This is a genomic window from Shewanella sp. QJM3NY_23 (genome assembly GCF_056173105.1).
Genome location: NZ_CM149657.1, coordinates 1,928,674 through 1,943,271, shown reverse-complemented (window position 1 = coordinate 1,943,271; position 14,598 = coordinate 1,928,674). Strand labels below are relative to the sequence as shown.

General features: G+C 45.7%; 9 protein-coding genes. 3 read left to right on the top strand and 6 right to left on the bottom strand.

What is annotated here, in order from left to right; all coding sequences use genetic code 11:
* Nucleotides 1-134 precede the first annotated feature (134 nt).
* Nucleotides 135-563 carry a secondary thiamine-phosphate synthase enzyme YjbQ gene (locus tag AC0VXX_RS08835; protein WP_475516814.1) on the top strand — a complete coding sequence of 143 codons (429 nt, stop codon included), beginning with the start codon at nt 135-137 and terminating at the stop codon, nt 561-563.
* 73 nt (nt 564-636) lie between these two features.
* On the opposite strand, the gene AC0VXX_RS08830 is transcribed toward AC0VXX_RS08835, so the two are convergent.
* The 5 genes from AC0VXX_RS08830 to AC0VXX_RS08810 all read right to left on the bottom strand — a co-directional run bounded on the left by AC0VXX_RS08830 (nt 637) and on the right by AC0VXX_RS08810 (nt 10,180).
* Nucleotides 637-3,870: a DEAD/DEAH box helicase gene (locus AC0VXX_RS08830; protein ID WP_475516813.1), complete on the bottom strand. Its 3,234-nt coding sequence runs from the start codon at nt 3,868-3,870 to the stop codon at nt 637-639.
* A gap of 354 nt (nt 3,871-4,224) precedes the next feature.
* Nucleotides 4,225-6,519 (bottom strand): bifunctional diguanylate cyclase/phosphodiesterase, encoded by a 2,295-nt coding sequence (locus tag AC0VXX_RS08825; RefSeq protein WP_475516812.1) that lies wholly within the window; start codon nt 6,517-6,519, stop codon nt 4,225-4,227.
* Between the two features lie 71 nt (nt 6,520-6,590).
* Nucleotides 6,591-7,805: an RsmB/NOP family class I SAM-dependent RNA methyltransferase gene (locus tag AC0VXX_RS08820; RefSeq protein WP_475516811.1), complete on the bottom strand. Its 1,215-nt coding sequence runs from the start codon at nt 7,803-7,805 to the stop codon at nt 6,591-6,593.
* 335 nt (nt 7,806-8,140) lie between these two features.
* Nucleotides 8,141-9,574 (bottom strand): DEAD/DEAH box helicase, encoded by a 1,434-nt coding sequence (locus tag AC0VXX_RS08815; RefSeq protein WP_475516810.1) that lies wholly within the window; start codon nt 9,572-9,574, stop codon nt 8,141-8,143.
* 237 nt (nt 9,575-9,811) lie between these two features.
* Complete coding sequence (locus AC0VXX_RS08810; RefSeq protein ID WP_475516809.1) at nt 9,812-10,180, bottom strand: hypothetical protein; 369 nt, start codon at nt 10,178-10,180, stop codon at nt 9,812-9,814.
* Nucleotides 10,181-10,570: 390 nt separating this feature from the next.
* On the opposite strand from AC0VXX_RS08810, the gene fusA reads away from it, so the two are divergent.
* Both fusA and AC0VXX_RS08800 read left to right on the top strand, forming a co-directional pair.
* On the top strand, nt 10,571-12,655 hold the full coding sequence (fusA, locus tag AC0VXX_RS08805; protein ID WP_475516808.1) for an elongation factor G: 2,085 nt from the start codon (nt 10,571-10,573) through the stop codon (nt 12,653-12,655).
* 89 nt (nt 12,656-12,744) lie between these two features.
* Nucleotides 12,745-13,368 (top strand): 3'-5' exonuclease, encoded by a 624-nt coding sequence (locus AC0VXX_RS08800; protein WP_475516807.1) that lies wholly within the window; start codon nt 12,745-12,747, stop codon nt 13,366-13,368.
* Between the two features lie 216 nt (nt 13,369-13,584).
* Here the strand turns inward: AC0VXX_RS08800 and AC0VXX_RS08795 are convergent, their stop codons facing one another.
* Complete coding sequence (locus AC0VXX_RS08795; protein ID WP_475516806.1) at nt 13,585-14,274, bottom strand: DUF3334 family protein; 690 nt, start codon at nt 14,272-14,274, stop codon at nt 13,585-13,587.
* Nucleotides 14,275-14,598 lie beyond the last annotated feature (324 nt).

Here is a 14,598-nt window from a genome sequence, read left to right as displayed (position 1 = left end):
GATAACAGTTGAAATAGTCATTGAAACAGTTATTGAGACAGTGGTTGAGAATCGTCATTTACGATTGCAATGAGTTAGAGTCTGCAATGGTGATTACAAGCAAACATCTGAATACGATGAGGAGATAATGCCCCATGTGGATACAAAAACAGATAATCTTAACGCGTAAGCCACGCGGATTTCATCTGATAACCGATGAGGTAATGGCTACCGTGCCAGAACTGCGCAAACTTAATATTGGTCTGGCCCACCTGCTATTACAGCATACCTCGGCCGGACTGACCCTGAACGAAAATGCCGATCCCAGCGTGCGCGAGGATTTTGAGCAATATTTTAATCGCCTCGCCCCAGAAAATGCGCCTTACTATACCCACACCTATGAAGGAAGCGATGATATGCCTGCGCACCTTAAGTCATCCTTGCTGGGGGCTCAGTTGAGTGTCCCCATCACCCGCGGCCAGTTTAATTTAGGCACTTGGCAAGGGATATACCTGTGTGAGGCGAGAAACCATGCCAGCGAGCGCACGTTACTGATCACCATACAAGGTGAAGAGTCACTGTGACTTAGGTAAAGTAACAAGCCAAGTGACTAAAACCAATAATAACTAGCCAACTGACAAACCACTATTGCCAATATTAACCAGGTGGCACATCATCAATAGGTTGCAATAGCGCGAGCCAATCATCACTGTCCATCTCGGCTACCGACAGGCTTTCTGTCTGATACATGCTTTGCGCTAATGCTTGTTTGGATTGCTGCAGCTGTTGAATACGTTCTTCGACAGTATTTTGGCAAATCAACTTATACACAAACACCGGCTTTTGCTGACCAATACGGTATGCGCGATCGCTGGCTTGCTCTTCGGCCGCAGGATTCCACCAAGGGTCGACATGAATAACCACATCCGCCTCGGTCAAATTGAGGCCTGAGCCCCCCGCTTTAAGGCTAATAAGAAACACATTGACCTCGCCGCTGCGAAACCTGTCGATGCTTTTATCTCGATGGCGACTCTTACCCGTTAACATCTCATAATCGATCCCTTGCTGGTTTAGCTGGGCGGCGATGAGATCGAGCATGGTGGTAAACGATGAAAAAATAAGGATATTACGCCCATCTTCAATCATGTTAGGTAATTTATTGGCAAGCCATGCCAGCTTGGATGACACTTGTGGCCCGTCATCTGTCAGCTCAGCTAACTGAATATCTGCGCCGATAAGTTTGCCCTTGGCGGCCTCGCTAGCGTCGCTGTCATTGCCTTTACCATTATCAAGATATTCGAGCCCAAGGTATTGGGCATCCGTTGCTTGGCTTGTGTCAGACACATTGCCGAGTTTGAGCATAGCCGGATGACAACACACTTGCCGCAGCTTTAACAGTGCATTGCTTATTGCCAACCGGTTGGCCTTGGCCCCGGTTTGCAGTAAGGCCAGTTGCAGCTGCTCGGCGACCGTTAACCGAATCGTTTCATACAGATCGGCCTGTGTTTCGCTAAGTTCAATCAGGGTATTTATGACGGTTTTCTTTGGCAGTTCGGTCGCCACTTCCGCTTTGGTGCGGCGTAGCATAAAGGGCGCGATCCGCTGGGCTAACTTACGCCGCGCGGTATCGCACTGATCTTTTTCTATCGGCAGTTTAAATTGACGTTGATATTGGGCGGCAGTGCCCAGAAAGCCCGGCATCAAAAAGTTAAATAAAGACCACAGCTCACCCAGGTGATTTTCCATCGGTGTCCCCGTGAGGCACAGCCGGTGTTGGGTCTTTAACCTATTAACCAATTTAGTCACTTGGCTGCGGCTATTTTTGATGGTTTGCGCTTCATCTAAAATCACTTGATACCATTGCTGGGCTAATAACAGCTGTGCATCTTGAGCCAAGATCCCGTAACTGGTGATCACCATATCCACCTTATTAAGCTGAGATAGCTGCTCATGCCTAGCTCGTCCACTCCAGACTAAGGTCGTTAATGACGGCGCGAAGGTCGCCGCTTCACGTTGCCAGTTACTCAGTAAGCTGGTGGGCGCGATAACCAGCACTGGCGCGGTTAATAGCCCCTGTTGTTTATCTAGCAGTAAACTGCACAAGGTCTGAATGGTTTTGCCTAGCCCCATATCATCGGCCAAGATCCCGGCAAAATGGTGCTGTTTTAAAAACTGTAACCAACTGACGCCTTGGGCCTGATAAGGCCGCAGTTCAGCCTTGAGCCCTGCCGGTGCACTGAAGGCTGCCGCTTTGGGGTTAGCCCGTAAATAGGCGGTCAAGGCCTGCGCTTGTTTCTTCAGCCAAGTGGCACCGAGCCATTTAAGGGCTTTAGTGCGCTTGTCAGTTAAATCTTGGCGCATGGCATCATCTAACTGAGGTAATCGCGCTAACTGGTGACGCGGTAAGGCTAAATGTTGTGCTTCATTAAGCGGTTGCTGGTCAAATAACTCACCCAGTACGCTTAAGATCCGCGCGACTCGGGTTGCAGGCAAGATCAAAATCTCACCCGACTCGAGCTCCAGTGATACTGGCTCGCGCCCCGCTTTATCGGTTAACTTGCCTTGGCGAATAAGATTAATGAGTAAGGGAAGAATATTGACGCGCTCGCCATCTACCTCAACGCCTAAGCTCAGTTCAAACCAATCGGCATTTGGGGTATTAATTTCGGCGTACCAAGTATTGGCCGCTAATTTTACAAAACGATTTTTAGCGGCAAAATGGACATGCCACCCCGCCAATGATAACTGGCGAAAGAAGACAGCATGTTCGCTAATATCATCAGGGATCACCCGCGTGCCCGCTGGCACACTCATGGCGATGGGTGGCTCAAAACAATGGCTAACTAGCGCTAACGCATTAAGTTGCAGTTGATACTGAGCGATTTGGCCTAATAAGGGTTGATGATCACAAGCGATATAAAGCAGTTGCGCTAAGGAGTATGCTACGCCGCGATGCACCATAGTAAATACCGCCACATCTAACGGCTGCATCGCCTGCACTTGCCAGGGGAAATCGATACTGTGGCGCACCACTTCGATACAGGGCTGCCATTCTCCGTCACGATCAATGTGTTCAAGCAGTTGCTGGTTTAATTCACTGTTTTGGCGCTCATCAATAACGATTGTGCAGCTTACTGGCTCGACATACACCTGGTCACTGACAGCGACAAGAAAGTGAGTATCGACATAATCTTCATCGTAGTGGACATCACAACGCAGTGGCGTCTTATCTAACGTTTGGTAGAAACTGCGGCCACTGGCACAGAGTAAGCGATAAAAATCGCTCGTCAATCTGGGCGGTAACGCTAAGTCTATCTGCTCGAACTGCGTGAGGATCTCATCGCCACTGAGCTGGGCTGTTAACAGTGACAATAACTGTTGGTCAGTTTGACTGACATACTTAGGCAATGGCGCACTACCAATGATGTCAAAACCTAACTTGCCCCTTAGCTGATAGGTGCCATTTTTATTCAAATAGCCTTTATGAACACTTAAACGCAGCGCACCTTCATCGCCATAAATCACATACAGTACCCTGTGGCGAGCCATCGCTGGGAACGGGTCAAACTGTTGATTGGCTTCACTCTTAAATAAACGAATTGCCGTATCGATGCGCCGGCTGCGTTCATTGGTATTATTGCTTTGCTGTGCAAGGTGTTCTATGGCCAAAGCGGCGATATGTGCACAGTTGGCAGCGTGGCAGCTGCAATGGCCGCTAAAGCGATCACTGGGCACAAGTGAGAGATGAGCGGCGTAGTGTCCTTGCTCGGTTGTAAAGTGCCCTGCTATCTCAGTGGCGGACAGCTTAACGTCGTTAAGTTGTCCCGCTAATAGCAGCTGTAATCCCGCGAAAACTTGTTGATGGGCAAAAACCTGGGTTAGTGCAAACAATGACATCTTCCATAGCCCAATAATCAGGCCATTAATCTTTCGACAAAGGCCAAATCATAGCATTATTTGCCCGCTTTCCCTAGTCGATAAACACCCCATTTTCCACTGAGGAACAGATATTGCGCAATATCGCTAAGCGCAGATAAATAGCGGCTATGGTTGAAGATAAATAATACAGCGCCGCGTCATCATGCCGAGTGCTTTGTTTTAATGCACATAAATATAAAAGAATTCATTAAAACAAAAGTAAGTTGATGCAACATGGGCCATACCGCTATTGAGACATATCCCACAGTTTAGTTGGGCAACATCACTAACAACTGCTTGTCATCGGTCACTGGTTAGCCACGGTTATCAGAGGCGACTATCCAGCTCACAGGTTAGCCATGCTGCTAATGTGTGGCTTGTACCATTAACCTCACCCAATAGCGCGATGAAATCGGCTTTAGGTAAAGGGCGCGAAAAATAATATCCCTGCACTAATTGAATGCCCATCGACTGCACTAAATCTAACTGTGCTTTATTTTCAACACCTTCTGCCACAACGTTGAGTTCTAATGCTTGGCTCATTTTAGCGATGGCATTCACTAATGCTTGTTGCTTAGTCGAATGTTCACAGTTATGGATAAAGCTTTTATCGATTTTGAGTTGATCGCTTGGAAAGTGATATAAATAAGACAGCGATGAATAACCTGTACCAAAATCATCCACCGCAATACTGCAGCCCAACTGTCGTAACTGGGTTAATTGGTCAATTAAACTACTCGCTTGATCGATTAACACCGACTCGGTGATCTCTATGGTTAGGCGGTTATAATCAAATGGTTTATCTAAAGTGGTAACAATCGACTCAATAGAAGCCAATAATCCCTGCTGTTGCGAGTGGGTCAATAGCTCTTGGCTTGACACATTGACCGCGACCGAAAAATCGTAATCCTCGCCATACTCCACAATCAAATGCATTGCCTGCTCGCGCACCCAATGACCAATATCGATAATTAAACCACTGGATTCAGCAACTGGAATAAATTCATCTGGGCCGATAAAATCCCCACCATGGCGCCACCTTAATAACGCTTCGGCGTGGATGATCTTACCGTTAACTAGGTTAATAACCGGCTGATAATACACCTCAAATTCATTATTGAGTAACGCCGTTTTCAACCAAGAGTACAGTAACGCGAGCCGCTGGGCGTTGTCGCGCATGGTTAAATTAAAAAAGGTAAACTGATTTCGTCCCGCATCTTTAGCCGCGTACATGGCTTGGTCTGCACAATTAAGTAAAGATTCTAAGCTCTCGGCGTCTTGAGGATAAAGCGCAATACCAATACTTGAACTAGTGTAAACCCGCTGAGCATCACTGAGTAAATACGGCTGGGCACACGCCTGATTTAATGCCTGTGCCAATTCGCTGATTTTCTGTTTATCGAGTACGTTGGGCAAAAGTATTGCAAATTCATCCCCACTCAGTCTGGCAACAACACCTTGATGGCTAATGGTTTGAGAGTCAATGACCTGGTTGAGCCGCTGTGCGACCTGCATTAATAATTGATCGCCATAATGGTGCCCGAGGTTATCGTTAACCTGCTTAAAATTATCTAAATCCATCAGCATTAGGGTAAAACCCTTACCCGACTGGCTTTGCTCAATCTGCGACTCTATCCGCTGAAACAGTTGGCTGCGATTAGGCAAAGACGTTAACGCATCAAAATTTGCTTGGAAGTCAATTAACGCTAAATCTTGCTTTCGCGCGCTAATATCGAAAAAAAGCCACGCATACACGCGTTCATCACCGCCAATATCATCAACTGCCATAACGGTTATATCAGCGTAGAATGCGGTGCCGTTATCGCGCCTGATCTGCACCTCACCTTGCCAATGTAGGCGATGCTCGAGTTGATTGAATAACGCCGTCATCGCTGGCTTTTCTTCGCTTAAGATATGCTCGCCTGGGACAAAGTACTGACTCGCACTACTTGTTTGCATCATCTGATAAAAACAAGGGTTGCCAGTAAGCACGCGCCATTGATCATTAGTGGTGACTAAGGCAATAGGAAGGTGGGTAAAAATAGCACTGGCTTGACGTTGGAACTGAAAGCTGCGACTGCGTTCAATGGCAAGGCTCGCCAGGCGCGCCGCTTCTTGGATCAACAGCAGATCGGCGGGCTTGGGGGACTTAACCTGTGCATAATACATAGCAAACGTGCCTAAGACGTTGCCATTACTGCCTTTGATGGGCTCTGACCAACAGGCTAACAAATCATTACCGAGTGCAATCTGCCGATAATGCTGCCAATTAGGGTGGTTGGCAATATCATCAGCAATGACACGTTTGCCCGTATAGGCCGCTTCGCCACAAGAGCCTATCCCGACGCCAATCTTAAGCCCTTCGATGGCGTGGTTGTAGTGGGCAGGTAAACTTGGCGCAATACAACACTGTAAGTGTTGTCCATCACTGCTAAGCAATAACACGGAGCTTCGGGTTCCGGGTTGTTGCTGCTCAATCAAGTTAACCAGCGCCGCCAAAATATCAGCTAGCGGGGCGCCAGCTAATAACATATTAAGAATTTTGTTATAACGTTTAATGCTTATTTCAACAGCACTACTTTGGCTAATAACGACATCCGTCAGGTTATTCCCTGTCTGCATAGCTTTCCCTATTTTTAGTGCCGCCGCACCACGCTCATTATCCTATCGTTGAATTGCGCTGCCCCGTCAACTTACTCAGCATCGCGCTTCATTCTGGCAAGATAAAAACCATCAAACCCTGACTCAGCCACACTGATGGTTTCATCATCAATAAAACTAAAGTGTGGATTGGCAGCCAAAAAAGTATCGACTTGCTGGCGATTTTCTTGTGGCATTATCGAACAGGTGGCGTAAATCAATATGCCATCGACTTTGACCATACGACTATAACTTTGCAAAATATCTTTTTGCAGCTGCACTAGCACTGGTAAACGCTCTGGAGTGTCACGCCATTTGGCATCGGGATTACGTTTAAGTACCCCAAGGCCTGAACAAGGCACATCAAGTAATACTCTGTCGGCGGTCAGTTTTAAGCGTTTAATGGTTTTGCTGCTGGCAATGAGCCGGGTTTCGATATTGTGCGCGCCACCGCGGCGTGCGCGTTGCTTAAGGCTGTCAAGTTTCCACTGCTCGACATCCATCGCTAACAAGCGTCCCTTACCTTGCATTTGCGCGGCGATCGACAGGGTTTTTCCGCCAGCACCGGCGCACGCATCGATGACGCGCATACCAGGTTTAGCATCCACAGCTGCCGCAACCTGTTGCGAACCGGCATCTTGTTGTTCAAACAATCCTGCTTTAAAGCTATCGGTACGAAACAGTGCCGAGTCGGATGTCACTTGTAACGCTGTGTCTACACCATCAACCCGTAGTGTTTGCACCCCTTCGCGTGCCAATTTTTGCTGTAATTCTTCTGGCTGGCACTTTAATAAGTTGGTACGTAAAAAGCGCTGCGGCGCCATAGCTAGTGCCGCGCGCTCAGCAGGCCAAAGGCTGCCCATTTGTGCTGTGCCGAGTTCGTCAAGCCACTCAGGACAGCCATCAAACAGCGGTAAGTCAAGCTTGGCCTGCGCTAAACGCTGCTCAAAATCGTCTTGCTCTATCGTCAAGGTATATGGCAATTTTGGCAGCTCGAGCCCATGGAACATATGCCAAGCATTGAGTAAGCGTGAACCTAAGCGCTCAATATCTGCTGGCGCCATATCTGCTAAATAACAATATAGGTTTAACCGACGTAATAGATCGCCCGCCACTGTGGTGATCCTTGCCTGTTCTGAAGGCGCTAACTTTAGCCCAGAGAAATGATGCGAATAAGCTCTGTCTAAGGGTTTCCCCTCATTGAGCACCATAGTGAGTACATTAATAACTAATTCGGTTGAACTTGGTGATAGTGACGCGTTTAGCATGATAAAGCCTGTTAATAAAAATCCGGAGGATCATAGGAGTTAGCGCGTGATTACGCAAGTACAACGCGCATAGTTCGAGTTAGGTAGAGATAAATAATATTTAATCAGAGCTTCGTCTTAACGTGGTAGGGGTTAGCGCTGGCGGCCGTATCATTTGCCCTTCGCATTGCCATTCACACCGTATATTGAGCATCTGTCTGTTAGTCACGACTTGTATTAGTGCTAGCTGCTAGCAGCTAGCAATTAACTGTATCAGCAATCTTTGGCTCAAGCATAACCTTGAGCCAAGTTGACGCCGGTGACGTTAAAGCAACGCCTTCAGTAGGCGTATTATATTAAGATTTATCGGTCCACGGGTTAAAGCCTGGCACTGAAGTTGGCTTATCCACCTTATTGGTAGACTTAGCCTTATGAGTAGACTTAGCCTCATGAGTAGACTTAGCTTTGCTGATGCTCGATTGATAAGGTGCAGAGCGTGAGTCAGCATTATTGTTATCCCCTTTAGCGCTGCGCGTTGCTCGCGCCTTACCCTTTGGTGGCATTTTTTGGCCCTCAACGGGCGATGTTCCCTCTTCAATACGCTGTTTAGGTCGGTAATTTAAAATTGAGGTTGGCACGGCCTTACGCGGTGTGAACCCTTCAATTTCGCGACGTTCCAGTAAATGACCCAAGCGGCTCTCAATCATGCATAAATTTTTAAAATCATCTTTAGAGACGAGTGATATCGCCTGCCCTTTAGCACCAGCACGACCGGTACGGCCAATTCGATGTACATATTCATCGGCAGGAAAAGGCAAGTCATAATTAATCACCAACGGAAGGTTATCAATATCGATTCCACGGGCAGATATTCCCGTGGAGATAAGATACTTAATCTTACCTGCCTTGAAGTCCGCTAATATCTGCTCTCGGATCGCCTGAGCACGGCCACTGTGAATGCAATCGGCTTCTATGCCACGTTTTTCAAGTTGGCTAACTAATTTAGCCGCGCCATGCTTGGTCTCGATAAAGATCAACGCCTGCGGCCAGTTATGCTGTTGAATAAGATGACTCAATAAAGCCGACTTTTTATCTTTATCCACAGTGGTGATCCACTGCTCAATATTAGGCTTAGCGGATTCATCTTTAGTCACCGACAAGTGAATTGCGTTAGGAACCGTCTCTTTTGCCAATTCGCGTACTTGGCGAGATAGGGTCGCTGAAAACAACAGGTTTTGCCTATCTTGAGGCAAACTGTCGATGATTTTGGTGATATCTTCGATAAAGCCCATGTCGAGCATTCTGTCGGCTTCATCGAGTACTAGCACTTCGATTTCGTCAAAATGAATGGCGCGTTGGGTGTAAAGATCCCTTAAGCGACCAGGGGTGGCCACCACAATATCGACGCCATCGATGAGTTGCTGCTTTTGCGCCGCTAACTCAACACCACCATAAATCGCCATCGACTTAACATTAAGGTACTTACCATACTGAGCAATGCTGTTATCGACCTGCAAGGCAAGCTCGCGCGTAGGAGTCAAGATTAATGCCCGCGCCCGTTTTTTACGTTGCGTATCACCGTTTGCTAAACGGGTCAGAATAGGCAATACAAAACTGGCGGTTTTACCGCTGCCAGTCTGGGCTGCGGCAATCAAGTTTTTGCCTTTTAAGGCCAGTGGAATCGCTTCGGCTTGGATAGGCGTTGGGGTAGAATAGTCTAATTCGCTAAGCGCGGTAACGATGGCTGGGTTTAGCCCAAGTGTAGAAAACCCAAGTGTAGAAAATGACATGTAAAATCTCAGTGTGAGTCCTAAACCTGACTTCAAGGCGCCTTGCAAGGCAGCATTAAACGCAAAATGGGACAAAAATTAGCTAAATAGATTGTAGCCCAGCTAATTAATCAACAAGTCTATCAAGAAGCGGCATCACAATCGTGGCGCTGATTATAACAGAACTCCAGCGAGTGTATAAAACCCTTTACTGCCTGTCACTCCACGGTATGTGACTGAGCCAATCATAAAATCGACTTAGTGACCCTGATTAATCGCAATTAACCGGGTAATAAAACGCGTTAATGCGGCTGCATCGGTAAATTTAAAACCTAAACCATAATGGATACCATTAAGGCTTTTTTGTACTCGCTTAGGAAAACGGGTCATCTCACTATGGTGTACAAATCCTGCTTTATATTTTACCCCATCAAGGGCTGATAACTCGGCTAAAAACACCTCGTAAGCGGGGCGGATAACCAATAGACAATCTTTGTCAGCCCCATAGAGATAAAAAGGCTCTTTTAACTCGGGCAGCATATATTCGGTCACTTTTTTAACGGTAAAGTTGGTTCTGCAGTTAAGCGTGCTCAATAGCCCGGTTATTTCACTGTGTTCAATTGCCACGCTAAATACTCCTGATAAGTGACACCCTTGCCTTTTATTGTCTAGGCAATGAGATTTGCCCGTTATGTTAGCAGCGCTTGGCACAATCTCCTACAAGACACTCCCCATTTAAGTATCATCGCCGTCACTCACATAATGTTCAGTGCTGAAAGCGGCTTACATTTAAACAAAATGATATAAGTGATAAAAACCCTTGCGCTAAGTGAACAAAAAAGCGACAACACAAGGCATGGCGAGGCTTGTAGCTGGTGACAAACAATTATGTGAAAGGGGAAAGTTGACCTAATTGGGCAAAATTGAATGATTTTAAGAAAAATCTATAAAACAATTCTAAAAGTATTGATATACTTCCCCCCGAATTTTAGAACGTAACTCCAATAGAGTAGAAAAATGACTGATTTATCAAAGTACAGAAACATTGGTATCTTTGCTCACGTTGATGCGGGTAAAACTACTACAACTGAGCGTATCCTTAAGCTAACTGGTAAAATCCATAAATCCGGTGAAACTCATGACGGTGAATCTACAACTGACTTCATGGAACAGGAAGCTGAGCGTGGTATTACCATTCAGTCTGCTGCTGTAAGTTGTTTTTGGAAAGACCACCGTTTTAACGTTATTGACACCCCTGGCCACGTTGACTTTACAGTAGAAGTATATCGCTCTCTTAAAGTACTTGATGGTGGTATCGGTGTATTCTGTGGTTCTGGTGGTGTTGAACCACAATCAGAAACCAACTGGCGTTATGCGAACGAATCACGTGTTGCTCGTATCATCTTCGTAAACAAGTTAGACCGTATGGGTGCTGACTTCCTACGCGTTGTTAAGCAAACTAAAGATGTACTAGCGGCTACGCCACTAGTTATGGTTCTACCAATCGGTATCGAAGATGAGTTCAAAGGTGTTGTTGACCTACTGACTCGTAAAGCATGGGTATGGGACGATTCAGGTGAAGCAGAAAACTACTCCATCGAAGACGTACCAGCTGACATGGTTGACCTAGTTGAAGAATACCGTGAAATGCTAATCGAAACTGCTGTTGAGCAGGACGATGACCTGATGGAAGCTTACATGGAAGGCGAAGAGCCATCTATTGAAGACATCAAGCGTTGTATCCGTAAAGGTACACGTAATCTTGATCTATTCCCAACATACTGTGGCAGCGCATTCAAAAACAAAGGTATGCAGCTAGTTCTTGACGCAGTTGTTGACTACCTACCTTCACCAACTGAAGTTGATCCTCAGCCACTGACTGATGAAGAAGGTAATGAAACTGGTGAAGTAGCCGTAGTTTCTGTTGATGAGCCACTAAAAGCGCTTGCATTCAAAATCATGGATGACCGTTTTGGTGCCCTAACCTTCGTACGTATTTACTCTGGTAAGCTTAAGAAGGGTGACACCATCCTTAACAGCGCAACGGGTAAGACAGAACGTATTGGTCGTATGTGTGAAATGCAAGCAGACGAGCGTAACGAGCTTGAATCAGCGCAAGCTGGTGACATCATCGCTATCGTTGGCATGAAAAACGTACAAACAGGTCACACACTATGTGATGTTAAGCACCCTTGTACTCTTGAAGCAATGGTATTCCCAGAGCCAGTTATCTCTATCGCTGTTGCGCCAAAAGATAAAGGCGGCAGTGAGAAAATGGGTATCGCTATCGGTAAGATGATCGCTGAAGATCCATCATTCCGCGTAGAGACTGACGAAGACTCAGGCGAAACCATCCTTAAAGGTATGGGTGAACTTCACCTGGACATTAAGGTTGATATCCTTAAGCGTACTTACGGTGTTGACCTAATTGTGGGTGAGCCACAAGTTGCTTACCGTGAAACTATCACTAAAGAAGTTGCTGATAGCTACACGCACAAGAAGCAATCAGGTGGTTCTGGTCAGTTTGGTAAAATTGATTATGTTATCCGTCCTGGTGAGCAAAACTCTGGCTTTACATTTAAGTCATCAGTTGTTGGTGGTAACGTACCTAAAGAATTCTGGCCTGCAGTTGAGAAAGGTTTCGCTAGCATGATGAATACCGGTACTGTTGCTGGTTTCCCTGTGTTAGACGTTGAACTAGAACTAACCGATGGTGCTTTCCACGCAGTTGACTCGTCAGCTATCGCGTTCGAAATCGCTGCTAAAGGTGCGTTCCGTCAATCTATGCCTAAAGCCGGTGCACAACTTCTTGAGCCTATCATGAAAGTTGACGTATTCAGCCCAGATGACAACGTTGGTGACGTAATTGGTGACCTTAACCGTCGTCGTGGCATGATCAAAGACCAAGTTGCTGGTGTAACTGGTGTTCGTGTTAAAGCTGACGTACCGCTATCAGAAATGTTCGGTTACATCGGTTCACTACGTACAATGACATCAGGTCGTGGTCAGTTCTCTATGGAGTTCTCACACTACTCACCATGTCCAAACAGCGTAGCTGAAAAAGTGATCGCTGAAGTTAAAGAAAGAAACGCTAAGAAGTAATTTTTGACTTTTTAGGTTAATTCTTAAACTTGAAAACCCTGACGATGTGAATCGTCAGGGTTTTGTTTTTTTTATGGATAAACAATAATATGAACAGTGCAAACAGCGTGGTGGTATTAGATTTCGAAACCACGGGTCTCTCCCCTACTCAGGGTGATCGCGCCATCGAAATTGGTGCAGTGAAATTGCAGCAAGGTGTGATTGTTGACCGTTTTCAGCAGTTAATTAATCCGGGATTCAAGATCACTCATTTTATTGAGCAGTACACAGGCATTACCAATGCCATGTTAAGCGAGGCCCCTAGTAGCAACGTTGTGATGCATGATTTTGCCGACTTCATGGGTGACGCTAACCTCATTGCACACAATGCCAGTTTCGACCAGCGCTTTCTTGATGCTGAATTGGCACGGATACACCGCCACTATCCAGGGCGTTTTGCCTGTTCAATGTTGGTAGCTCGGCGTATTTACCCAGAGGCAAATAATCATCAATTATCAACCTTAGTGGCCCATAATCGTATTGAGCAACAAGGTGACTTTCACCGCGCATTAGCCGATGCAGAGATGACCGCGTTGTTATGGCAGCATATTCTCGACACTTTATGTCAACGCTGGCGGTGCGTAACACCAAGTTTTGCCATGATGACAGCGCTGCAAAAACAGCCCAAAGCTAACCTTGAGCGTTTCTTCGCAAAATACGCAGACTATCAGTAGATTTAAAGCGGGCGATGGCATTTGGGTAGTGAAAATCAAGGATAATGACGAAGCGCAATATTCTATTAAATGCTTAAGCTAAATACGCTTAAGCATACACACTAACTTACTCTTCACCTTAAATGGCTAGATGCCTTTTTTAGCAATGCCGCTTTGCTTTTACCCGAAAAGGTAATAGCCGTTGCTTTACTTTATATAGCTCATCGCTAGTATCAATTAAATACCTAGCTCTTTCATTAAGTCATCGGCATCATCGTCGACTACCACAGCTTGATTTACCGATTTAGCCCAAGATGCAGAACCACCAGGACTATGTTGTGCTAATAGCGCATCGGGATCATGCTCTTCATCATGTTCAAAGTCGGCCAGTTTAATAAACTCGGTTTTATCCATCGCAAATTCCAGATAAAAAATATGATTTTCTGCGGTTTTGAAGGCTACACGTCTTGCGACAGCTTCATCCAAATTAGTGTCAATTGAAATGGTCAGCTCTTTATTAATAGTGAGCATTTTGGGTTGGCTTTGATTAATTGAGGTTTGTAGCTCTTTATTCACCTTGACGATAAAATCACCTAAAATCTGATTCATCAGTTCACCCATAATATCGGCCACCTCATCTGACGTGTGCGAAAAGGCTAATTCTGATTCTGGCATCCCCATCTGCTTCATATAAGCTTGATAAATTTCAATCGCAGCCTTAGCAGAGAAGTTAATCACCACTAAGCCAGAGAATCCCCCATCAAAGATAGAGAAACAACCCAGGTCGGGTTTTAAGCAGGTCTTATTAATACTTTGCACCATAGCTGCATGAGATATAGGGCTGGATGTGGTACTGGACAGCACATGAGAAACAGAGTGGCAAAGCTTTAATAAAATATCATCGGAGGTGATCACTTGAGATGTCATCGTTATGTTTATTCCAAAAAAAAATCAATGCTTAATTCTGCGCGCTAATGTCCTAAAAATCAAAGCTAAATCATAATTTAACGCCACAGCGCATGTACCACAGACTTTTGAGTCTTAAGCAACTGAATCACCTCATTTCATTATCTTGCAGCCAATTCAGTTTGCAGGTAAAAAGTAAAGTAAACCTTGGTATAAAAGCGACTAACCTTGCCAAAAATGCGTGAGCTAGATCAATTATTTACTAATAATAAACCTATAAATAGGCTATTGATTTTATTCAGATACATGACGAGGTATATTGGCTACAAAGAACAGTTCGCAACA

Coding starts and splice junctions, on each gene's coding strand:
- AC0VXX_RS08795 (WP_475516806.1), bottom strand. CDS start 14,274: ATGACATCTCAAGTGATCACCTCCGATGATATTTTATTAAAGCTTTGC.
- AC0VXX_RS08835 (WP_475516814.1), top strand. CDS start 135: ATGTGGATACAAAAACAGATAATCTTAACGCGTAAGCCACGCGGATTT.
- fusA (WP_475516808.1), top strand. CDS start 10,571: ATGACTGATTTATCAAAGTACAGAAACATTGGTATCTTTGCTCACGTT.
- AC0VXX_RS08820 (WP_475516811.1), bottom strand. CDS start 7,805: ATGCTAAACGCGTCACTATCACCAAGTTCAACCGAATTAGTTATTAAT.
- AC0VXX_RS08800 (WP_475516807.1), top strand. CDS start 12,745: ATGAACAGTGCAAACAGCGTGGTGGTATTAGATTTCGAAACCACGGGT.
- AC0VXX_RS08825 (WP_475516812.1), bottom strand. CDS start 6,519: ATGCAGACAGGGAATAACCTGACGGATGTCGTTATTAGCCAAAGTAGT.
- AC0VXX_RS08815 (WP_475516810.1), bottom strand. CDS start 9,574: ATGTCATTTTCTACACTTGGGTTTTCTACACTTGGGCTAAACCCAGCC.